This is a genomic window from Kitasatospora sp. NPDC093679 (assembly GCF_040683455.1).
GTDB classification, from domain to species: domain Bacteria; phylum Actinomycetota; class Actinomycetes; order Streptomycetales; family Streptomycetaceae; genus Kitasatospora; species Kitasatospora arboriphila.
On record NZ_JBFBDW010000010.1, the window covers coordinates 129,428 to 149,578 of the forward strand.

18 protein-coding genes are annotated in these 20,151 nt (G+C 74.5%); 6 read left to right on the forward strand and 12 right to left on the reverse strand.

The annotated features are described in order from the left end of the window. Nucleotides 1-15: 15 nt before the first annotated feature. The 6 genes from AB0O09_RS11535 to AB0O09_RS11560 form a co-directional block, all read right to left on the reverse strand. Complete coding sequence (locus AB0O09_RS11535) at nt 16-1,017, reverse strand: SMI1/KNR4 family protein (RefSeq protein WP_344628083.1); 1,002 nt, start codon at nt 1,015-1,017, stop codon at nt 16-18. 101 nt (nt 1,018-1,118) lie between these two features. Continuing rightward, nucleotides 1,119-2,222, reverse strand: a complete 1,104-nt coding sequence (locus AB0O09_RS11540; RefSeq protein WP_363541380.1) for a DegT/DnrJ/EryC1/StrS family aminotransferase — start codon at nt 2,220-2,222, stop codon at nt 1,119-1,121. After that, a complete protein-coding gene (locus AB0O09_RS11545; RefSeq protein ID WP_363541381.1) occupies nt 2,219-3,778 on the reverse strand; it encodes a Rieske 2Fe-2S domain-containing protein in 1,560 nt (519 codons plus the stop codon). Before AB0O09_RS11545 ends, AB0O09_RS11540 begins: the two co-directional genes overlap by 4 nt. Next, a complete protein-coding gene (locus AB0O09_RS11550; protein ID WP_363541382.1) occupies nt 3,775-4,920 on the reverse strand; it encodes a DegT/DnrJ/EryC1/StrS family aminotransferase in 1,146 nt (381 codons plus the stop codon). The genes AB0O09_RS11545 and AB0O09_RS11550 overlap by 4 nt, the downstream gene beginning before the upstream one ends. A gap of 35 nt (nt 4,921-4,955) precedes the next feature. Next, the gene (locus AB0O09_RS11555) at nt 4,956-5,936 is read right to left on the reverse strand and encodes an NAD-dependent epimerase/dehydratase family protein (protein ID WP_363541383.1); all 981 of its coding nucleotides are present in this window, start codon (nt 5,934-5,936) and stop codon (nt 4,956-4,958) included. Continuing rightward, nucleotides 5,933-7,156 (reverse strand): Gfo/Idh/MocA family oxidoreductase, encoded by a 1,224-nt coding sequence (locus AB0O09_RS11560; RefSeq protein WP_363541384.1) that lies wholly within the window; start codon nt 7,154-7,156, stop codon nt 5,933-5,935. Before AB0O09_RS11560 ends, AB0O09_RS11555 begins: the two co-directional genes overlap by 4 nt. Nucleotides 7,157-7,523: 367 nt before the next feature. On the opposite strand from AB0O09_RS11560, the gene AB0O09_RS11565 reads away from it, so the two are divergent. The 3 genes from AB0O09_RS11565 (at nt 7,524) to AB0O09_RS11575 (ending at nt 9,935) form a co-directional block, all read left to right on the forward strand. After that, nucleotides 7,524-8,024, forward strand: coding sequence for a YwqJ-related putative deaminase (locus tag AB0O09_RS11565; protein ID WP_344628077.1), 501 nt, complete (start codon nt 7,524-7,526; stop codon nt 8,022-8,024). An 82-nt stretch (nt 8,025-8,106) separates the two neighbouring features. Beyond that, nucleotides 8,107-8,556, forward strand: a complete 450-nt coding sequence (locus tag AB0O09_RS11570) for an SUKH-3 domain-containing protein (protein ID WP_363541385.1) — start codon at nt 8,107-8,109, stop codon at nt 8,554-8,556. Nucleotides 8,557-8,729: 173 nt separating this feature from the next. Next, the gene (locus AB0O09_RS11575; RefSeq protein WP_363541386.1) at nt 8,730-9,935 is read left to right on the forward strand and encodes a hypothetical protein; all 1,206 of its coding nucleotides are present in this window, start codon (nt 8,730-8,732) and stop codon (nt 9,933-9,935) included. 13 nt (nt 9,936-9,948) lie between these two features. Here AB0O09_RS11575 and AB0O09_RS11580 read toward each other — a convergent pair whose 3' ends face one another. Then, on the reverse strand, nt 9,949-11,226 hold the full coding sequence (locus AB0O09_RS11580; protein ID WP_363541387.1) for a histidine kinase: 1,278 nt from the start codon (nt 11,224-11,226) through the stop codon (nt 9,949-9,951). 284 nt (nt 11,227-11,510) lie between these two features. On the opposite strand from AB0O09_RS11580, the gene ppc reads away from it, so the two are divergent. Further along, a complete protein-coding gene (gene ppc, locus AB0O09_RS11585) occupies nt 11,511-14,246 on the forward strand; it encodes a phosphoenolpyruvate carboxylase (protein ID WP_363541441.1) in 2,736 nt (911 codons plus the stop codon). Nucleotides 14,247-14,306: 60 nt separating this feature from the next. On the opposite strand, the gene AB0O09_RS11590 is transcribed toward ppc, so the two are convergent. From AB0O09_RS11590 to AB0O09_RS11600, 3 genes are all read right to left on the reverse strand, one after another. Further along, nucleotides 14,307-15,044 carry a hypothetical protein gene (locus AB0O09_RS11590; protein ID WP_363541389.1) on the reverse strand — a complete coding sequence of 246 codons (738 nt, stop codon included), beginning with the start codon at nt 15,042-15,044 and terminating at the stop codon, nt 14,307-14,309. Next, nucleotides 15,037-15,531, reverse strand: coding sequence for a SigE family RNA polymerase sigma factor (locus AB0O09_RS11595; protein ID WP_363541390.1), 495 nt, complete (start codon nt 15,529-15,531; stop codon nt 15,037-15,039). Before AB0O09_RS11595 ends, AB0O09_RS11590 begins: the two co-directional genes overlap by 8 nt. 110 nt (nt 15,532-15,641) lie before the next feature. Beyond that, nucleotides 15,642-15,911, reverse strand: a complete 270-nt coding sequence (locus AB0O09_RS11600) for a hypothetical protein (protein ID WP_363541391.1) — start codon at nt 15,909-15,911, stop codon at nt 15,642-15,644. A 362-nt stretch (nt 15,912-16,273) separates the two neighbouring features. Between AB0O09_RS11600 and AB0O09_RS11605 the strand changes: the two genes are divergently transcribed. Further along, on the forward strand, nt 16,274-17,872 hold the full coding sequence (locus AB0O09_RS11605; RefSeq protein ID WP_363541392.1) for a PKD domain-containing protein: 1,599 nt from the start codon (nt 16,274-16,276) through the stop codon (nt 17,870-17,872). A 69-nt stretch (nt 17,873-17,941) separates the two neighbouring features. Here AB0O09_RS11605 and pth read toward each other — a convergent pair whose 3' ends face one another. Further along, nucleotides 17,942-18,529: an aminoacyl-tRNA hydrolase gene (gene pth, locus AB0O09_RS11610; protein ID WP_363541393.1), complete on the reverse strand. Its 588-nt coding sequence runs from the start codon at nt 18,527-18,529 to the stop codon at nt 17,942-17,944. A gap of 141 nt (nt 18,530-18,670) precedes the next feature. On the opposite strand from pth, the gene AB0O09_RS11615 reads away from it, so the two are divergent. Beyond that, the gene (locus AB0O09_RS11615) at nt 18,671-19,405 is read left to right on the forward strand and encodes a DNA alkylation repair protein (RefSeq protein WP_363541394.1); all 735 of its coding nucleotides are present in this window, start codon (nt 18,671-18,673) and stop codon (nt 19,403-19,405) included. An 84-nt stretch (nt 19,406-19,489) separates the two neighbouring features. Here AB0O09_RS11615 and AB0O09_RS11620 read toward each other — a convergent pair whose 3' ends face one another. After that, nucleotides 19,490-20,080 (reverse strand): 50S ribosomal protein L25/general stress protein Ctc, encoded by a 591-nt coding sequence (locus tag AB0O09_RS11620; RefSeq protein ID WP_363541395.1) that lies wholly within the window; start codon nt 20,078-20,080, stop codon nt 19,490-19,492. Between the last annotated feature and the right edge of the window lie 71 nt (nt 20,081-20,151).

Sequence of the window (20,151 nt, forward strand, 5' to 3'; positions counted from 1 at the left end):
TCACCCCTCCGTTGCTCAGTTCACCGGGACGGCCCGGGCGAACCCGCCGTCCACCATCAGCTCCGCGACCGTCTCCAGCTCCGGCGGACTGCCCGCCAGCCGGAGCAGGAACGCGTCGAAGCTCTCCCCGCAGGGCAGCAGCAGCCGCGCCACCCTCTCCTCCGGCGGTTCCGTGCCGCCGCCGTCGCGCGCGTCGTCGTACGGGCAGAACCAGACCGAACCGGTCCGTTCGCCCCGCACCTTGAGCGCGAGCAGACCGCCTTGGACGTAGGCGATGCCCAGGTAGTCCTTGGTGAGGTGGTCGCGCAGGCACTTATTGGCGTACACCAGGTCGTGCACGCCGTACTCCTCGCTCAGCGTCAGGAACGGCTGGTCGAGGAGGACTCCGTAGTCGGCGTCCAGGGCGACGCCGGCCGGGGCGCGGCCGCCGGCGATCTTCAGGAAGCTGCGGTAGGCGCCGGGCAGCGGGTGCCCGAGCCGCTGCTCGGCGCGCTGCACCAGGTCCTCGGACACCGCGACCGGGTCCCCACCGTCCATGGCCAGCGGGAAGTGCACCGGCCGGCGCTCCTGGAGCGGGCGGGTGCCGCGGCGGGCGTGGTCGGCGGAGGAGCGGGCGAGGCCGCCGTGGTGCCGCAGGAGCGCCTTGACCTCGACGGGGACGAGCTCCATCCGGCGCCAGCCGGGCGCGGCCCGGCCGACGGCGTGGTGCCAGGTCCAGCCGGGCGGGGTGGCGACGGCGGTCGTCAGGTCGGCCCACAGCTCGTGGCCCTGGGTGAACAGCGCGGCGTTGGCGGACACGTAGTCGGTGAGCCGCAGCTCGTCCACGCCGAAGCCCTCCGGCGGGTCGGCCACCTCGGCGGCCGCGGCGGCGTACGGACCGAAGTCCGGGAAGCCGTACTCGTCCACGCGGACACCGGCCGGGTGCTTCTCGGCCCGGATCGGGTCCGGGAACTGCACCACCTGGCCCGCGTACGCCGAGTTGGGCGCGGCGGCGGCGCCGGGCCGACCTGTCGTCATCAGGGCTCCCCCACTGGCTCTGCACTGTTGCGGGCACCAGCGTAGGGGAAGGGACACCCCTGGAGACCAGGGGCGTCACTCCCGTTCCGGGCGGCACCGCGTCAGCGGCGCACCGCCTTCGCCAGCACCTCCGCCACCCGGCCCTGCTGGTCCTCGGTGATCTGCGGGAAGAGCGGCAGGGTGAGCAGTTCGGCGGCGGCCCGCTCGGCCACCGGGAAGGCCCCCTCGGCGTGGCCGAGGCCGCGGAAGGCGGGCTGCAGGTGGACGGGCACCGGGTAGTGCACCCCGGCGCCGATCCCGGCGGCCTGCAGGTCGGCGAGGACGGCGTCGCGGCCGCGTGCCACCCGGACGGCGTACAGGTGCCAGACGTGCTCGTTGCCGGGCAGGGTGCGCGGCAGGGTGAGGCCCTCGACGCCGGCGAGCAGCGCGTCGTAGCGGGCGGCGGCGGCCCGGCGGGCCTCGTTCCAGGTGGGCAGCCGGCGCAGCTTGGCGCGCAGCACGACGGCCTGCAGGGTGTCCATCCGGGAGTTGAAGCCGAACCGCTCGTGCACGTACTTGCGGCCGGAGCCGTGGTCTCCGATCAGCCGGACGGCGGCGGCGAGGCCCTCGTCGTCGGTGACCACCGCGCCGGCGTCGCCGTAGGCGCCGAGGTTCTTGCCGGGGTAGAAGCTGGTGGCGGCGATCCGGCCCCAGGAGCCGGAGACCCGGCCGTCCTGCCGGGCGCCCTGGGACTGTGCGCCGTCCTCGACCACGGGCAGCCCGCCGGCGACCTCCAGCAGCGGCGCCATCGGGGCGAGCTGGCCGTTGAGGTGGACGGGCAGCAGCACCGCGGCGCCGGGCAGCGCGTCGGCGACGGCCGCCGGGTCGATCAAGAGGTGCTCGGGGTCGACGTCGACCAGGACGGGCCGCAGCCCGGCCCGGACGACCGCCTCGGCGGTGGCGACGAAGGTGTTGGCGGGCAGCACCGCGCCGGAGCCGGGCGGCAGGTCGAGGGCGCGCAGGGCGAGTTCGAGGGCGTCGGTGCCGTTGGCGGCGCCGACCGCGTGCCGCACCCCGGAGAAGGCGGCGTACTCGGCCTCGAAGGCGGCCACGTCGGGGCCCTTGATGTAGGCGCCGCTCGCCAGGACGGCGTCGAAGCCCGCGCGCACCTCCTCGGCGACCTCGGCGTGGGCGGCGTGCAGGTCGACGAGCGGGATGTCGGTCATGGGATTCGCCCCTCGGCGGGTTCGGTGGACAGTGCGGGCACGGGCACGGCTTCGGGCTCGGGCTCGGCGGGCTCGGGCTCCACGCGCAGCGGGAGGCTGCCGCCGGAGAGGCAGGCGCCGGTCGCGGCGTCCCACCGCCAGTGGTGGCGGGGGCACTCGACGACGCCGTCGGCGATCACGGCGTGGGCGAGGTCCTCGCCGGCGTGCGGGCACCAGCGCTGCAGCCGCAGGCCGGCGCGCCGGACGGTCTCGTCGGAGGCGGTGCGCTCGTGCACCAGCCGGCGGGTCTGGGCGGGCTGGTGGCCGTACCGCAGCAGCGAGAGCAGGGTGAGGTCGAAGACGTCCGGGTCGCGGTGCAGGGCGAGGCGCATGGAGAGCAGGGCCTCCTCCCAGCCGGCCCGGCCGTCGAGGACGGCGCGCAGGGCGCGCGGCGGGACGCGGATGGTGTAGCCGGGGTCGACCGGTTCGTCCTCCAGGTCGACCCGGGCGGCGAGGTCGCCGAGGGCGATCCGCCAGGCCACGCCGCCGGCCTCCACGGCGAGCTGGCCGCGGTAGTCGGCGAGCAGCGGGCGGTTGAGCCGGCGGAGCCGGTCGAAGTGGGCGTCGACCTCCTCGGCGGTGGGCGGCGCGGGCTCGCCGCGGTGGTACGCCTGCCACTCCTCGCGGCGGCGTTCGCGGTAGTCGGCGAGATAGCCGGCCGGGTCGGTGAGCCAGCGGCCGGGCGGGGCCGGGGGCACCTGCCGGCCGTCGGGCCCGGGGAGCGCGCCGACGGTGTCGCCGGGGGCCGTCCGGACGACCTCGACCCCGGGACAGGCGGCGGCGAAGTCGGCGGCGACGTCCTCCCAGTGCGGGAAGATCGTCCGTTCGCGGTCGTTGAACCGGTCGAGCTCCGGGTCGAGGAAGCAGGCCGGGCCGGCCGAGGGCAGGTAGCGGCGGGCGCCGGTGAGCCGGACCTTGCGGACCAGACTGTCCATCAGGTCGGCGCGGACGGCGGCGGTCTTGGCGGCCATCCGCGCGGGCGGGTAGTCGTAGGCGTTGGGGTACCACATGGCGCCGGAGTACTGGGCGGCCAGCAGGTCGACGCCGCCGGGCAGGTCGGACAGCGGCGGGTTGCAGTCGTTGAGGTCGAGGAAGCGAAAGCCCCCGAGGTCCAGCAGCAGGCCGCTGTCCTCCTTGTGGCTGGTGTCCAGCAGCATGGTGGCGGTGGCGTCCGGGCCGAGCCGGTGGGTCTCCCGGTGGCCGAGCGGCACCTGCCGGGTGAAGCCGAGTGCGGCGAGCCGGCGCTGCAGCGACCGGGTCCGGTAACGGGGCACCAGGACGGCGGTGTCCCGGGAGAGCCGGTCGAGCAGCCGCTCGTCGAGGTGGTCCTCGTGGGTGTGCGAGACGTAGAGGTAGTCCCAGCGGCCGGCCACCACCTCGGGCAGCAGCGGCCGGTTGTCCGGGTACGGGAACCAGGCGCCCAGGAACGCGGGGTGGAACCACGGGTCGATCAGCAGCCGCAGGCCGGCGTGCTCGACCGCGAAGCCGGCGTGCCCGAGGTGCCTGATCGAGGTCACCCGACGGCCTCCCGGAGGGCCGCGACGACGCGGTCCTGCTGCTCCTCGGTGAGGGTGTGGAACAGCGGCAGGATCAGCGAGCGGTGGGTGATCAGCTCGGTGGCGGGCAGCGGCACCCGGGCGGTGCCCTTGTACGGGGCCTCCAGGTGGGCGGCCATGATGCCGCGCCGGGCGGAGACTCCGGCGGCGGCGAGCCGGGCGAGCACCTCGGTGCGGTCGGGGGCGCCTTCCGGCAGCAGCAGCCAGCAGGCCTGGTAGTTGCCGGTGCCGTGGGCGGGGTCGGCGACCAGCCGTGCGGCGAGCGGGCCGAGCAGGCTGCGGTAGCGCTCGGCGAGTTCGCGCCGCCGGGCGACCATGGCGGGCAGCTTGCCCAGCTGGACCAGGCCGACGGCGGCCTGGATGTCGGTCATCCGGTGGTTGAAGCCGATCTCGTCGTAGGTCTCGACGACGGCGGCGCCGCCGGAGGCACTGTGCCGGTCGGAAGCGGAGACGCTCATCCCGTGCTCGCGCAGCCGGCGCAGCCGGGCGGCGAGGTCGGCGTCGTGGCAGGTGACCATGCCGCCCTCGCCGGTGGTGAGCAGCTTGCGCGGGTGGAAGGAGTAGGCGGCGATCGCGGCGGCGGCGCCGACCGGGCGGCCCCGGTAGACGGAGCCGGCGCCGCAGGCGGCGTCCTCGACGACGGTGGCGCCGCGGGGTTCGGCCAGGGCCCGGATCGCGTCGAGGTCGACCGGGACGCCGCCCTGGTCGACGGCGATCACGGCCCTGGTGCGGTCGGTGAGCACGGCGGCGACCGTGTCGGCGGTGAGGTTGCCGGTGGCGGGGTCGACGTCCGCGAAGACCGGGACGGCGCCGACGTAGGTGACGGCGTTGGCGGTGGCGACGAACGAGAGCGAGGGCACCACCACCTCGTCGCCGGGCCCGACCCCGGCGCCGATCATGGCGAGGTGCAGCGCGGTGGTGCAGGAGGAGACGGCGACCGCGTGCGGGACGCCGAGGTGCTCGGCGAAGGCCCGCTCGAAGGCGGCGACCCGCGGGCCCTGGGCGACCCACCCGGAGCGGACGGCCTCGGCGGCGGCCTCGGCCTCCTCCTCGCCGAGCCACGGCACCATGACGGGGATGACGGCCGCGGGGGTACTGGACACGGGGGTGCTCCGAACTGCTCGCGGGTCGGTCGTGGTCACTGCGCGCGCCACCAGGCGACGAGCCGGCGCAGGCCCTCGTCGAGGCCGAGGTCGGGCTTCCAGCCGAGGTCGCGTTCGGCGGCGGAGATGTCGGCGAGCCGGCGGACCACGCCGCCCGCGGTGCCGCGGGCCGGGCCGTGCTCGACGTCGAGGTCGCTGCGGTCCATCGCGGCGAGCAGCGCGTCGGCGAGGCCGCGCAGCGAGACCTCGCTCGCGGAGGCGATGTTGTAGACCCGGTCGGTGACGGGGGCCGCGGCGGCGAGCAGGTTCGCCCGGGCGATGTCCTCGGTGTAGACGAAGTCCATGGTCTGGGTGCCGTCGCCGAAGATCAGCGGGGGTTCGCCGGAGGCGATCCGCTCCATCCAGCGGATGAACACCTCGGTGTACCGGCCGTGGACGTCCATCCGGGGCCCATACACGTTGAAGTAGCGCAGCGCGACGTAGTCCAGGCCGGTCATGGCGTGGAAGCTGCGCAGCATGCCCTCGTTGAACGCCTTGGCGGCGCCGTAGAAGGTGTCGTTGTTGTAGGGGTGCTGGGTCTCCGGCGTCGGGAAGGTGTCGGCGAGGCCGTAGACGGAGGCGGTGGAGGAGGCGATCAGCTTGCGGACGCCCTTCTCGGCGGCGGCCTCGACGACGTCGAAGGTGCCGTCGACCATGATCTCCAGGGCGAGCCGGGGTTCGGCGGCGCACTGGGTGATCCGGATCGCGGCGAGGTGGAAGAGCAGGTCGGTGTCGTCGCCGAGGAGTTCGCGCAGCAGTGCGCGGTCGCGGATGTCGCCGTCGACGACCCGCAGTTGGCCGGGGGCGGCGAGCTCCCGGGCGCGGGCGAGGTTCTCCGTGCGTCCGCGGACGAAGTTGTCGAGCACGACGACCTCGCGGGCACCGGCCTCGATCAGCTGGTCGACGACGGTGGAGCCGATGGTGCCGGCGCCTCCGGTGACCAGGCAGCGGGAGCCGGGGACGGGGACTGCGTTCATCGGGCGGCGGCCCTCTCCTGTGCGGTGGACGACGGTGCGGGGCTCGGCAGTGCGGGGCCCGGCGGTGCGGTGACGGTGCCGGCGGCCGGGCCGACGGGCACGGTGGCGCCGCCGAGTTCGAGGCTGCGGGAGGCGGCGTGCAGCAGGCGCAGCACCCGCAGGCCGGAGCGGCCGTCGGTGAGCGGGGCCCGGCCCTCGGTGACGGCGGCGGCGAACTCGGCCATCACGTTGCGCAGCGCCTCCTGTTCGACCAGGGCGGGGGCGACCATGTCGCCGACCCGGTACGAGATCATGGCGCGGTGCCGGATGGCGTCGGTGAGCTCGTCGGGCGGGGTGAGGTCGACGCCGCGGTCGTGGACCGCCAGCCGGGCCTGCGGGTTGAGGTCGTCCCAGACGAGGGTCCGCCGGGAGCCGCCGATCAGGGTGGTGCGGACCTTGGTCGGCGAGAGCCAGTTGACGTGGCAGTGGGCGAGCGCGCCGTTGCTGAGCCGGACGGTGAGGTAGGCGACGCAGGCGCGGCCGGCCCCGATCGGGTCGGCGCCCTGGGCGCTGACGCCGACCGGTTCGACGCCGGGCGGCAGCACGAAGTCGAGGATCGACAGGTCGTGCGGGGCGAGGTCCCAGAGCACGTCCACGTCGGGCTGGACGAGGCCGAGGTTGATCCGCACCGAGTCGAAGAACTGGACGTCGCCGATCTCGCCGCCGTGCACGAGCTCGCGGATCCGGCGGACCACCGGCGTGTAGCAGAAGGTGTGGTCGCACATCAGCACCAGTCCGCGTTCTTCAGCGAGTTCGCACAATTCCGCGGCCTCGTCGGCGGTGGTGGTGATGGGCTTCTCGACGAGCACGTGACGGCCGGCCTCCAGGGCGGCGCGCACCAGCTTGTAGTGGGCGGCGGCGGGGGTGGCGACGGCGACGGCCTCGACCCGGTCGTCGGCGAGGACTTCGTCGAAGGAGGTGGTGGTGCGGACGGTGCTGTACTCGCCGAGCACCCGGCGGGAGCGTTCCTCGTCCAGGTCGCACAGCCAGTGCAGCCGCAGGGCGGGCGTCTGCTGGGCGTTGCGGACGAGGTTGGGTCCCCAGTACCCGGCGCCGACCACGGCGAGGCCGATCCGGCGCCCGGGCGCGGACCCGGTCGCACCCGGCGTGGGGACGTGCTCGCCGGGCGCTTCGTGCGCCTCCTGCGCCGGCGCGTGCCCCTGCCCGTGCTGCGTCGACATCGACAAGACCCCCCTTGTCCGGTGCCGGAGCGTCACCGCCCCGGAGCACCCCGCGTCCGTGCGGCCCCCGGATCGGATCACCGCCGCCGGCCCAGCGGCCGGCGGCGCCCCACGGTGCTGCCCAGGTGGCCCCGCCGCTGGAACGGTACCGGCCGCCGTACGCCCCCGGGGGCCGAATCCGCAAACCCGCGGCGCGCCGTGACGGCCTTCGCAACGCTCCGTACACCCCGGGTCCGCGGCGCTGCGAAGGGTTTGACAGTCTTGAGGCCCACAATGAGGGAGCAGGTCGGCGTCCACCGACCGTCAGCACCCCGGCAGACTGCCGACCGGGGCCGGAGACCCGCGCGGAAAGCGATCGAGGAGAACCATGTCAGCGAGCCCGACGGCCGACCGGGAGGCCGGCACCGCCGAGCAGCCGGCGGCCCCGGCCGTGCCGCGCCTGCTGCACGTGCGGGACAGCGTGCTGCCCGCGGTCGCGGCGGCGCTCTCGCTGAAGAACGGCGAGGTGCACACCCTGGCCGGCGACAAGGCCGACCTCGCTCCGCTGCTCCACCCGCTGGTCGGGGACTTCCTCGCCGGCCTGCCGATCGAGCACCGCGAGCGGTTCACCGGGCGGTGCCCGGAGGCGGTGCTGCTCTCCCAGTACCTCACCACGGTGGACGGGGCGCGGTCCAAGCGCGCCTCGCGCAAGCCGCTGGGCCTGCACGACGCCCGCAAGGCGTTGCGGGGCGCCCGGCTGACCACCCTGCGCATCCGCGAGGAGGGGGACCCGGCGCACGGCACGCACGCGCCGCCGTGCCGCTCCTGCGCGGCCCTGCTGGACCACATGAACGTCGCGAGCGTCGCCGTCGGGCCCACCACCCGCTGACGCGCGCCGTCCCTGTCCCCGAACCACGGAGCAGACCCTGAACGCGACCGCCGTACGAACCCAACCGCGCTTCCCCGCCGACGTGGCCGCCGCCCTCAAGCAGGCCGGCTGGCACCCCGGACGCTGGGAGATCCGCCAGGCCGAGGCCTGGGCGGACGTGCTCGCCGTGCACGGCGGGCCCCTGGACACCCCGCACTCCGTCTTCCCCGCCGCCGTGGAGGCCTGGGCCGAGTTCGGCGGGCTGGCCTTCGACCTGGACGGCGCCGGCCGGGCACTGGCCCGCACCCCCTTCCTGCTCGACCCGCGCTGCGGCCTGCACCAGCCGCGCACCCTGGCCGACCTCGGCCGCGCGCTCGGCACCCGCCTCGCCCCGCTCGGCGAGGAGCGGTACGGCCAGGCGCTCCTGGCGATCGACGAACTCGGCCGGGTCTTCAGCCTGGACCACACCGGCGAGTGGTACCTCGGTGCCACGGTCGACCAGGCGCTCGCCACCCTGGTCATGGGGCTCACCCCGGAGCGGCTGCGCGCCTGACGCGTCGGCACCGACCGTTTCCCCCGCACCGGCTGACGGATCGTCGGCCGGTGCACCCCCGTCCGCCACCCTTCGTGCGCGGGCGCACCGCTTTCGCCCGAACCCCTCCCGTCCTGCCCGCCCCGGGTCCACACTGTGTGGAAATTCCGAGGAGAGGACCGGGAGGAATCGCGATGAGCGCCCCCGCCGCCGCCGCCGCGGACCGCACCGAGACCCCCGACACCGGCGCCGGCCCCGACACCGCAGAGGCCCCCGGGCGGCAGCCGCTCTTCGACAACGCCAAGTTCGCGGCGGTCGCGCTGGTGGTGTGCGCGCACACCTGGATGCCGCTGGCCGGCGCCGACCGGACGGTCGCCGCCGCGGTGCTGACCGTCGCGGCCTTCGCGATGCCAGTGTTCGTGACGCTGTGCGGCCGGTTCGCGCAGCCCCGGCCGGGCCGTCCGGCGGTGGACGGCCGTCGCCTGGTGACCGGCGTCGCCGTGCCGTACCTGGTCTTCCAGGTGCTGTACAACCTGGTCGGCATGGTGCTGGAGGGCCGGTTCGCGCCGTTCTCGCTGCTGGAGCCGCGCTGGCTGACCTGGTTCCTGCTCTCGCTGTTCGTCTGGCGGCTGACCGTGCCGCTGTGGACGGCGCTGCGGCATCCGCTGGCGGTGGCCGTGCTGGTCGCGGCCGCCTCGGGCGCCGCCCGGGCGCTGCCGGAGGAGCTCGCGCTCAGCCGCACCCTCGCCTTCCTGCCGTGGTTCGTGCTCGGGCTGGTGCTGCGCCCGCACCACGTCGCCCTGCTGCGGCGGCCGGTCGTCCGGCGCTGGGCCCCGGCGGTGCTGGCCGCGGTCTTCGCGGTGCTGTGGCTCGCCGCCCCCGAACTGCTGAACCCGGGCTGGGTGGAGTACACCGGCAGCGGCGCACAGTTGCACGTCCCGTACCCGGTGTGGCTGGCCGTCAGGGCCTCGCTCGGCCTGCTGTCCCTGGTCGCCGGGGCGGCGTTCCTGGCCCTGCTGCCGGAGGGCCGGACCCGCTGGACGGCGCTGGGCGCGGCCTCGCTCCACGTCTACCTGCTGCACGGGCTGCCGCTGAAGCTCGTCCAGGCCTCCGGCGTCTACCACGCCCGGGTCCTGCACCACGCCTGGACGGCGCTGCCCCTGTTCGGCACCTTCGCCCTGACCCTCGCGGTGGGCCTCGCCCTCCCGCCGGCCGTCCGCCTCTTCAGCCCGTTGGTCGGCCCGGGGCTCGCCGACCGCCTGCTGAAAGCGCCCCCGGAGGGCGAACCACGAGGGGCGCGGGGAGCCGCGCAACCAGGGAGCGGGTCGCCTGACGGCCACGGCCGACCGGAGTTCACCCGGCGACCCGCATCCGGATCGCGCGGTTCCCCGCGCCCCTGAGGTGCTCGTCCGTTCAGATCAGCCGTTCCGAGGGCACCGCCAGCCGGGAGGGCAGCACCGCCTCGACGCGGAAGCCCCCGTCCGGCTCCGGGCCGGCGTCGAAGCTGCCGCCGAGGGAGACGACCCGTTCGCGCATGCCGACCAGCCCGTTGCCGCCGCTCGGCAGGCGGACGGGCTCGGCGCCGCCCGGGCAGTCGTTGACCACGGCCACCCGCACCCCGTTCGGCACGAAGGCCAGCAGGACGGACACCCGGGCCCCGCCGGCGTGCTTGTGGGCGTTGGTCAGCCCTTCCTGGACGACCCGGTAGGCGGTCTGCTCGGCGTCCCCGCGGTAGGGGCGGCGCTCGCCGCTGACGGTCAGCGAGACCGCCATCCCGGCGGCCCGGGACTGTTCGACGAGTCCGGTGACCTCGGTGAGGCCGCCCGTGCCCTCGGCGGCGGCCGCGGTCGGCTCGGCCATCCGCAGCACGCCGAGGATCTCCCGCAGCTCGTCCAGGGCCTGCCGGCCGACCTCTCCCATCAGTTTGGCGCTGGCCTGCGCCTTCTCCGGGTCCTTGGTGATGATCCGCTCCAGTGCTCCTGCGTGCACCACCATCAGGCTGACCCGGTGGGCGACCACGTCGTGCATCTCGCGGGCGATCCGGGTGCGCTCCTCCAGCCGGGCCCGCCGGGCCCGTTCGCTGGCCTGTTCGGCGAGCAGGTCGAGTTCGGCCTCCAGGCCGAGCGCCCGGTCCGTGAGCGATTCGACGAGCCGGCGGCGGGCGCCGACGTAGAGGCCGGTGACCACCGGCGGCACGGTCAGGCCGACCGAGACGAGGGCGGCCAGCAGGACGAACACCCAGGTCGGCGGGGTCTCCTCGGCGGGCACCTGGGTGGGGGCGAGCATGTAGACGAGGGCCATGCCGAAGGTCTCGGCGAGGGCGATCGCGGAGAGCGCGACGACCCGGCGGCGGCGCGAGGGCCACTCCCAGGTGGCGGCCAGCGTGTAGAGCGAGACGACCAGCAGCACCATGCCGAACAGGCCGGGCACGAAGACCAGTCCGACCAGGACGGGTACGGCCGGCCAGCGCCGCCGCACGACCAGCGTCGCCCCGGCCAGTGCCCCCAGGACCGCCGACACGACCGCGGCCGGCGCACCGAGGTGCAGCCGGTCCCCCACCATGCCGTACGCCCCCGCGGCGCACTCCAGTCCGGCCAGTCCGGCCAGCCCCACGTCCAGCAGCGCACTGCGGCGCCGGGGCCACCACCCCAGGGTGTGGACCGGCCCGCCCCCCTCCGGCGACTTGCTCATGGGGGACAGCGTAAGGCCGCCCCTCGGGCCCTCCCCAGCGAGTTCCGCGGGACCCGGCGCGAGCGGCGCCCTGTCCGCCATCCGGCCAATCTCGGACGCGGCACCCGGTGCCACCTATGCTGTGCGGGTCGGACAGCGCGGTCCGCACGCATCACCGTTACAAAGGTGATGAGAGCCGTTGCCGAACCCCCCACCACCACAGGGAGACAGCCGTGACCGCTCCGGTCCCCGCCTCGTCGGACGCCTCGTCCGCGACCGCCGGCCCCGACGCCGACAACGCCGCCCTGCGCGCGGACATCCGACGCCTCGGCGACCTGCTCGGCGAGACGCTGGTCCGGCAGGAGGGCCCCGAGCTGCTCGGCCTGGTGGAGCAGGTCCGCCTGCTCAGCCGCACCGACGGCGAGGCCACCGCCGAACTGCTCGCCGGCATCGACCTGGAGACCGCGGGCAAGCTCGTCCGTGCCTTCTCCACCTACTTCCACCTCGCCAACGTCACCGAGCAGGTGCACCGCGGCCGCGAGTTCGCCACCCGCCGGGCCCGCGAGGGCTCGCTGCTCGCGCAGACCGCGGACCAGCTCGCCGAGGCGGACCCGAAGCACCTCCAGGACACCCTGGCCCACCTGGCCGTCCGGCCGGTGTTCACCGCGCACCCGACGGAGGCCGCCCGCCGCAGCGTGCTCAACAAGCTGCGCCGGATCGGCGAGCTGCTGGAGCGCATCCACCGCGAGCACCTCGCCTCGGGCCTGTCCGAGGCCGACCCCGTGCGGCACTCCTCGGCGAAGCGCCAGGCCGACCGCCGGCTCGCCGAGGTCATCGACCTGCTGTGGCAGACCGACGAGCTGCGGATCGCCCGCCCCGAGCCGACGGACGAGGCCCGCAACGCCGTCTACTACCTGGACGAGCTGTACCGCGAGGCCGTCCCCGCCGTCCTGGAGGAGCTGCACGAGGAGCTCGCCCGGGTCGGCCTGGCGCTGCCCGACGGGGTGCGCCCGCTGACCTTCGGCACCTGGATCGGCGGCGACCGCGACGGCAACCCCAACGTGACCCCGCAGGTCACCTGGGACGTGCTCAACCTGCAGCACGAGTACGGCATCAAGGACGCCCTCGCCACCGTCGACGACCTGCGCAACTCGCTCTCCACCTCGGTGCGCCTGGCCGGGGCGAGCGAGGAGCTGCTGGCCTCGCTGGACGCCGACCTCAAGGCGCTGCCGGAGCTCAGCCCCCGCTACAGGCGGATGAACGCCGAGGAGCCGTACCGGCTCAAGGCCACCTGCGTCCGCCTCAAGCTGGAGAACACCCGGGACCGGCTGGCCGCGGGCACCCCGCACGTCGAGGGCCGCGACTACGTCGGCACCCGCGAGCTGGTCGCCGACCTGCGCCTGATCCAGGACTCGCTGCGCGCCCACCGCGGCGGGCTGATCGCCGACGGCCGCCTGGCCCGCGCGATCCGCACCGTCGAGGCGTTCGGCCTGCAGCTCGCGACCATGGACGTCCGCGAGCACGCCGAGGCCCACCACCACGCGCTCGGCCAGCTCTTCGACCGGCTCGGCGAGGAGGCCTGGCGCTACGCGGACATGCCGCGCGAGTACCGGCAGCGGCTGCTCGCCAAGGAGCTCCGCTCCCGCCGTCCGCTCGCGCCCGTCCCGGCCCCGCTGGACGCGGCCGGCGCGAAGACCCTCGGCGTGTTCAGCACGATCCGCGAGGGCTTCGAGCGGTTCGGCGACGAGATCGTCGAGTCGTACATCATCTCGATGTGCCAGGGCGCGGACGACGTGTTCGCGGCGGCGGTGCTGGCCCGCGAGGCCGGTCTGATCGACCTGCACGCCGGCATCGCCAAGATCGGCATCGTGCCGCTGCTGGAGACCACCGACGAGCTGCAGCAGGCCGACCGGATCCTCGACGAGATGCTCTCCGACCCGTCGTACCGCCTGCTGGTGTCGCTGCGCGGCGACATCCAGGAGGTCATGCTCGGCTACTCGGACTCCTCCAAGTTCGGCGGCATCACCACCTCGCAGTGGGAGATCCACCGCGCCCAGCGCCGGCTGCGCGACGTCGCCCACCGCTACGGCATCCGGCTGCGGCTCTTCCACGGCCGCGGCGGCACCGTCGGCCGCGGCGGCGGCCCCTCGCACGAGGCGATCCTCGCCCAGCCCTGGGGCACCCTGGAGGGCGAGATCAAGGTGACCGAGCAGGGCGAGGTCATCTCCGACAAGTACCTGCTGCCGTCGCTGGCCCGGGAGAACCTCGAACTCACCGTCTCCGCGACGCTCGCCGCCTCGGCGCTGCACACCGCGCCGCGGCAGGCCCCGGAGGAGCTGGCCCGCTGGGACGCCGCGATGGACCAGGTCTCCGAGGCCGCGCACACCGCCTACCGCGGCCTGGTCGAGCAGGAGGACCTGCCGAAGTACTTCTTCGCGGCCACCCCGGTCGACCAGCTCGCCTCGCTGCACCTGGGCTCCCGCCCGTCCCGCCGCCCCGACTCCGGCGCCGGGCTGGACGGCCTGCGGGCCATCCCGTGGGTCTTCGGCTGGACGCAGTCCCGGCAGATCGTCCCCGGCTGGTACGGCGTCGGCGCGGGCCTCGCCGCCGCCCGCGAGGCCGGCCTCGGCGACGTGCTGGACGAGATGTACGGCCAGTGGCACTTCTTCCGCAACTTCCTGTCCAACGTCGCCATGACGCTGGCCAAGACCGACCTGCGGATCGCCCGCCACTACGTCGAGCAGCTGGTGCCGGCCGACCTGCACCACGTCTTCGACCAGATCACCGAGGAGCACGAGCGCACCCTGCGCGAGGTGCTCCGGCTCACCGGCGAGACCGAACTGCTCGACCACAACCCGGTGCTGAAGCAGACCTTCGCCGTCCGCGACGCCTACCTCGACCCGATCTCGTACCTCCAGGTGGCGCTGCTGCGCCGGCAGCGCGACGAGGCCGCCAAGGGGCTGAGCGAGGACCCGCTGCGGGCCCGCGCCCTGCTGCTGACCGTCAACGGCATCGCCGCCGGTCTGCGCAACACCGGCTGACGCCGCATCCGCCCGGCCCGAGGGGCGGTCCCGCACACCGCGGGGCCGCCCCTCGGCGCGTCACCCCGTCGCCGAGGGCTGCTCCACCACCTCCACCGCGTACGGCCGGTAGCGCGCCACGAGGTCGGCCCGGGCGGTGTCCGCCTGCGGCGTGCCGAGGGCGATCCCGGTGCCGTCCACCAGCTCGCCCATGCCGGTGATCTCCACCCCGCGGTCCCGCCAGTACCTGGTGTCCCCCACGACCGTGTTGAGCACCCGGCCCAGGTCGAACTGCGAGTAGGGCGCGTCGCGGAAGCGCAGGGTGCCCGCAGCCCCGCCGAGAGCCGCCGAGAGCCGGGCGTCCAGGTCGCTGCCGGGCACCCGGAAGACCAGCACCTGCCCGGCGCCGCGGTCCACGCAGACCCCGGAGATGTGGAAGCGGTCCTCCCGCAGGGCGAACCTCCAGGCCCGCTCGGCCGTTTCGTCCGGCCCGCTGTCCCCGATCGGGGCGGTGCCGGGCGCCCCGCTCCGCAGCCGGGCCGGGCAGGTCGGGTCGGGCAGCTCCGTGACGTCCGGCGCGGGCGCCGGGGCGGTGGCCGCCGGCGCCGGCGCACCCTCCGGGCCGCCGTGCAGCAGCGGCAGCAGGCCGGCCAGCACCACGGCCGCGGCGGCGGCCGCCTGCGCCCCGCGGCGGCGGAGCACCCGGCGCCGGCCCAGGGCGCGGAGCCCGGCCAGCGGCACCTCCGCCGCGCCCACCCGGGCGTCCGCGGCCGCCTCCAGGCGGCCGGCCAGTGCGCGTCCGAATTCCTCGTCATCCATGTCGGCTCACCTCCCGCTCGGGCGCGAGGTCGCGCCGGAGCGTGGTCATCGCCCGTCCGAGATGTGTCTTCGCCGTCGCGAGCGTGCAGCCCATCTCCTCGGCCACCGCGGAGACCGGCAGGTCGGCCCAGTAGCGGAGCACGACCGCGGCGCGCTGCCGCGGCGGCAGCGCGCGCAGGGCCGTGGCCAGTTGCTCGTCCCCCGCCGTCGTCTCCGGCCCGGCGACGTCCGGCAGGCGGTCGGTGAGGACCTCGCGCCTGGTGCGGCGCCAGCGGGAGACGTGCGTGCGCACCATGGTGCGGCGCACGTAGGCCTCGGTCGCCGACTCCTCGCGGATCGACCGGCGCCGGACGTACACCCGGGCGAGGGCGTCGTGCAGCAGGTCCCGGGCGTCGTGGAGGTCGCCGGTGATCAGGAACGCCGCGCGGAGCAGCGCCTGGTACCGCGCTCCGACGAAGGCGTCGAACGGGTCACCCTTCATCGTCATGCCCACCTGACGCACCGGCGGGCCGGAACGGACGACAGACCGGGAGGAAATCTTCCGCCGGGAACGCGAGGGGCCGACCCCGGCTGGGGTCGGCCCTGTGCCTGCGGCGGTCAGCCCTCGCGGTCGGCCCGGCGGCGGCGCACCCAGGTCGCCGCTCCGCCCGCCACCACGACCAGTCCGCCGGCCACCGCGTAGAGTCCGGCCGAGCCGCCGACCGAGCCGCTGACCGGCGGCACCATCTGGGCCGCGGCCGGCTCGGGGGACGGCTCCGGGCCCGCCGTCGCACCGGCGGCTTCCGCGGCCGGGGCGGCGATCCCGGTGGCCGCCAGGCACAATGCCGCGCCGCCGACCATCCGCGCCGCCCGGTAGGAGCGAATCACGTTCCTTACCCCCAGATCGAGCCCCTCAACCCCTTCGTACGGGTCAGACCGTATCCGATGGAACGGTTCGATCTGACCGGGATTCAGGCCCCAGCGGGCAAGCGTTGCAGGACCGTTGTGTACCCTCCGTCACCACCGGGGGTCGGCGGCCGCGTAGTCCGGCCCCGAACGAGGGCCGTACGCCCCCCCGGTCGCGAACGATCGATTCGTAAGCGAATCGACGTTGTTGGGCCTGCCGCGAATCTGTAATCTGTGCACGCTTTCTCTCCTGACCGTTCAACGGAAGTGGGGGGCCGGTGTCCTACCGCCGCCTCGTTGCGAGCGCGGCCGCCATTGCGGCCGGCGTCGCGTTCATACCTACTGTGGCCTTTGCGGCCGATTCGTCTCCTGCTGCGCCCACCGCGCACGGAGTCCACACCGTCGACCCGACCAAGGCCGGTGCCTCGACCTTCAGCACCTTCACCAGCCCTGCGACCAAGTCGGTCCGCACGGCGTCGGGCTCGAAGCAGAGCCTGACCGCGGGCGAGACCGCGGGCCTCGCGGCCGGCCTCACCGCCAAGCACACCAGCGCGTACGGCATTTCGCTCGCCGTCAACGTGACGGGCGTCAACACGACGGCCAACGCCACCATCAACTGGGGTGACGGTTCGGCCCCGCAGAGCACGGGCTACCTGCCTGCGGGCCAGACCACCCTGGCGCACACCTACGCGAAGCTCGGTGCGTACACCATCACGGTGAACGTCGCCGACAGCGACGGCGTCACCACGGCGACCAACACCCTGGTGGTCACCACCGCGGGTTCGGCGTACACCGCGTACGGCCCGACCCGTCTGCTGGACACCCGTGACGGCACCGGCGCCCCCAAGGGCCAGATCCAGCCGTTCACCAGCACCCGCGTGCAGATCGCCGGCAACGGCGGCATCCCCGCCGGTGTGACCGCGGTGGTCCTCAACCTCACCGTCACCAACGCCGCCGGACCGGGCTACATCACGGCCTACGGCGAGGGCGACCAGCGGCCGATCACCTCGAACGTCAACTTCGTGGCGGGCCAGACGGTGCCGAACCTGTCGATCGTCCCGGTCGGCGCGAACGGCTACGTCGACCTGTACAACGGCAGCGGCAAGCCCACCGACCTGATCGCCGACGTGGCCGGGTACTTCACCCAGTCCGACTCCAGCGGCTTCACCCCGACCGGCCCCACCCGCCTGGTGGACACCCGTGAGGGCCTGGGCACCGCCAAGGGCCAGGTCGCCGGCGGCAGCTCCTTCGCCGTGCAGATCAACGGCAACGGCACGGCGGGCCTGCCGGGCTCCGGGATCACCGCGGTCGCGCTCAACGTGACCGTCACCAACCCGAAGAACGCGGGCTTCCTGAACGTCTACCCGGACGGCCAGTCGGTGCCCACCGCGTCGAACCTGAACTTCACCGCGGGTCAGACGATCGCCAACTCCGTCGTCGTGCCGGTCGGTTCCGACGGCAAGATCCGGGTCCGCAACGGCGCCGGTCTGCCGACCGACGTCATCGTCGACATCGTGGGCTACTACAGCCCCGCGGCCAAGGGCGCCTACCTGCCGATCGCGCCGGAGCGGCTGCTCGACACCCGTGACCCGGCGACCTGGAGCTACGGTCCGCTGAGCAGCGGCTCCTACGCCTACATGCCGCTGTCCTACGACGAGCCGGCCATCTCCGGCTTCGTGTTCAACGCCACGGTGACGAACACCGCGACGGCCGGCTTCCTGAGCGTCGGTCCGGACCCGAACAGCGTGGACGCCTACAAGAACGGCACCGAGGTCTGGCCGGCCCGGCCGACCGCGTCGGCGCTGAACTGGGTGAAGGGGCAGACCGTTCCGAACCTGGTCCAGGCGAACACCGGTGCCAACGGCATCATCGACTTCTGGAACGCCAGCGGCGGAAACACCGACCTGATCGTCGACATGTTCGGCTACTACGACACCCACTGAGCAGCGGCCGACTGCTCGGCACCGGGCCCCGGGAAGGCGATCACCGCCTTCCCGGGGCCCGGGCGCGTGTCAGGAGTTGTAGGTGCTCTGGGCCCGCTCCAGCCCCTCGGAGAGCAGCGCCTCCACGGCGTCCGCCGACCGGTCCACGAACCAGTCGAGGTCCTTGCGCTCGGCGGAGGAGAAGTCCTTCAGCACGAAGTCCGCGACCTCCATCCGGCCCGGCGGGCGGCCGATGCCGCAGCGGATCCGGTGGTAGTCGGCGCCGAGCGACTTGGTGATGGACTTCAGCCCGTTGTGGCCGTTGTCGCCGCCGCCGCACTTCAGCCGCAGGGCCGCGTAGTCGATGTCCAGCTCGTCGTGGATCGCGACGATCGCCCCGTTGGGGACCTTGTAGAAGTCGCGCAGCGCCGTGGTCGGCCCGCCGGAGAGGTTCATGAACGTCATCGGCTTGGCCAGCACCACGCGCCGGCCGGCCAGCCGGCCCTCGGCGACCTGGGCGCGGCTCTTGTGCGCCTTGAACTTCGCGCCCATCCGCTCCGCGAGCAGGTCCGCCACCATGAAGCCGATGTTGTGCCGGTTGCGGGCGTAGCCCTCGCCGGGGTTGCCCAGGCCCACGACCAGCCAGGGTCCCGTGTACTCGTCCGCCACCGCGCTCATCACCGATCTCCGCTCGCCTCGTTCCTGCGGGTCCATTATCCGCAGCGGCGCCGCGCCCGGCCGTGGCAGGGGCGTCCGCGGCGGCGGCCCGGGGCGGCGTACCGTCGTGACGACGACCGCCGCCGGACCGGAGGACCGCCCGTGACCGCACCGACCGCCGTACTGGCCGCCGAGCTCGACGCCCAGTTGCAGGGCTCCGTGGTACCCGGCCGCGCCGAGCAGGAGAAGGCGTACCTGAAGAGTTCGCTGCGCCATCTCGGGGTCCCGGTGCCGGGGATGCGCGCCGCGGTGCGCGGTCTGCTCCGGCGCCACCCGGAGCTGGACCGGGCGGCGGTGCTGGCGCTGGTCGAGGAGTTGTGGGCGCGGCCGGTGCACGAGTCGCGCAGCTGCGCCGGGTTCCTGCTGGAGGCGCGCGAACGGATGCTGGTGCCGGCCGATCTGGCGCTGCTGGAGCGGATGCTGGAGCAGTGCGACACCTGGGCGCACGTCGACGTGATCGCGCCGAAGGCGGCCGGTCCGCTGCTGCTGCGGTACCCGGGGACGGCGGAGGTGCTGCTGCGCTGGAGCCGCCGGGAGGAGCTGTGGGTGCGCCGGGGCGGGGTGCTGGGCCACCTCCCGGCGCTCCGCTCGCCGGAGCGGTTCCCGCTCTTCTTCGGGGAGTTCGGGGCGCTCGCGGACCCGTTGCTGACGGATCCCCGGTTCTTCGTGCGCAAGGCGCTGGGCTGGTCGCTGCGCGAGGGCGCCAAGCACCACCCGGAGGAGGTCTGCGACTGGCTGGCCGGGCGGCTGCCGCGGGTCTCCGGGCTGACGCTGCGGGAGGCGCTGAAGCCGGTGCCGCAGGAGGTCCGGCTGCGGCTGCTGCCGGGGCACGGCTGAGCGGCGGCCGGGCGAACGCCGCCGCCCCCGGCCGCTCCTGGGGTCAGGAGCGGCCGGGGGCGGCGGAAGCGGATCCGGCGGGGATCAGGCCTCGACGGCCTCGCCCTCGGCGGCCTCCTCCTCGGTGGCCTCGGGGGCCTGGGCGCCGATGACCTGCAGCACGACGGCGTCGGCCTCGACGGCCAGGGTCGCGCCCTTCGGCAGGGCGATGTCACCGGCGGTGATGGAGGCGCCGGCCTCCAGGCCCTCGACGGAGACGGTGACCGACTCGGGCAGGTGGGTGGCCTCGGCCTCGATCGGGAGGGCGTTCAGCACGTTCTCGATCAGGTTGCCGCCGGGGGCCAGCTCGCCCTCGGTGTGGACCGGGATCTCGACGGTGACCTTCTCGCCGCGCTTCACGAGGAGCAGGTCGACGTGCTCGATGCTGCGCTTGATGGCCTCGCGCTGGACGGCCTTCGGCAGGACGTACTCGTCCTTGCCCTCGATCGGGACGACCAGCAGGGCGTTCGGGGTCTTGAGGGCCATCATCAGGTCGTGGCCGGGCAGGTTCAGGTGGACCGGCGCGTGGCCGTGGCCGTAGACGACACCGGGGACGAAGCCGGCGCGGCGGGCGCGACGGGCGGCACCCTTGCCGAACTCGGTGCGGGTCTCGGCGGCAAGGCGGATCTCGGACACGACTGCACTCCTCGGGAGAAAGACTGGCGCGGGTGCAGGAACGACAAAAACCGCCGGGCCACACCCTCAAG

What these genes read in the sequence shown, in the direction of transcription:
- AB0O09_RS11560 (WP_363541384.1), bottom strand. Translation starts at nt 7,156, where the DNA reads ATGTCGACGCAGCACGGGCAGGGGCACGCGCCGGCGCAGGAGGCGCAC.
- pth (WP_363541393.1), bottom strand. Translation starts at nt 18,529, where the DNA reads ATGAGCGCGGTGGCGGACGAGTACACGGGACCCTGGCTGGTCGTGGGC.
- AB0O09_RS11575 (WP_363541386.1), top strand. Translation starts at nt 8,730, where the DNA reads ATGAGCGCCCCCGCCGCCGCCGCCGCGGACCGCACCGAGACCCCCGAC.
- AB0O09_RS11565 (WP_344628077.1), top strand. Translation starts at nt 7,524, where the DNA reads ATGTCAGCGAGCCCGACGGCCGACCGGGAGGCCGGCACCGCCGAGCAG.
- AB0O09_RS11590 (WP_363541389.1), bottom strand. Translation starts at nt 15,044, where the DNA reads ATGGATGACGAGGAATTCGGACGCGCACTGGCCGGCCGCCTGGAGGCG.
- AB0O09_RS11540 (WP_363541380.1), bottom strand. Translation starts at nt 2,222, where the DNA reads ATGACCGACATCCCGCTCGTCGACCTGCACGCCGCCCACGCCGAGGTC.
- AB0O09_RS11555 (WP_363541383.1), bottom strand. Translation starts at nt 5,936, where the DNA reads ATGAACGCAGTCCCCGTCCCCGGCTCCCGCTGCCTGGTCACCGGAGGC.
- AB0O09_RS11535 (WP_344628083.1), bottom strand. Translation starts at nt 1,017, where the DNA reads ATGACGACAGGTCGGCCCGGCGCCGCCGCCGCGCCCAACTCGGCGTAC.
- AB0O09_RS11595 (WP_363541390.1), bottom strand. Translation starts at nt 15,531, where the DNA reads ATGACGATGAAGGGTGACCCGTTCGACGCCTTCGTCGGAGCGCGGTAC.
- AB0O09_RS11580 (WP_363541387.1), bottom strand. Translation starts at nt 11,226, where the DNA reads ATGAGCAAGTCGCCGGAGGGGGGCGGGCCGGTCCACACCCTGGGGTGG.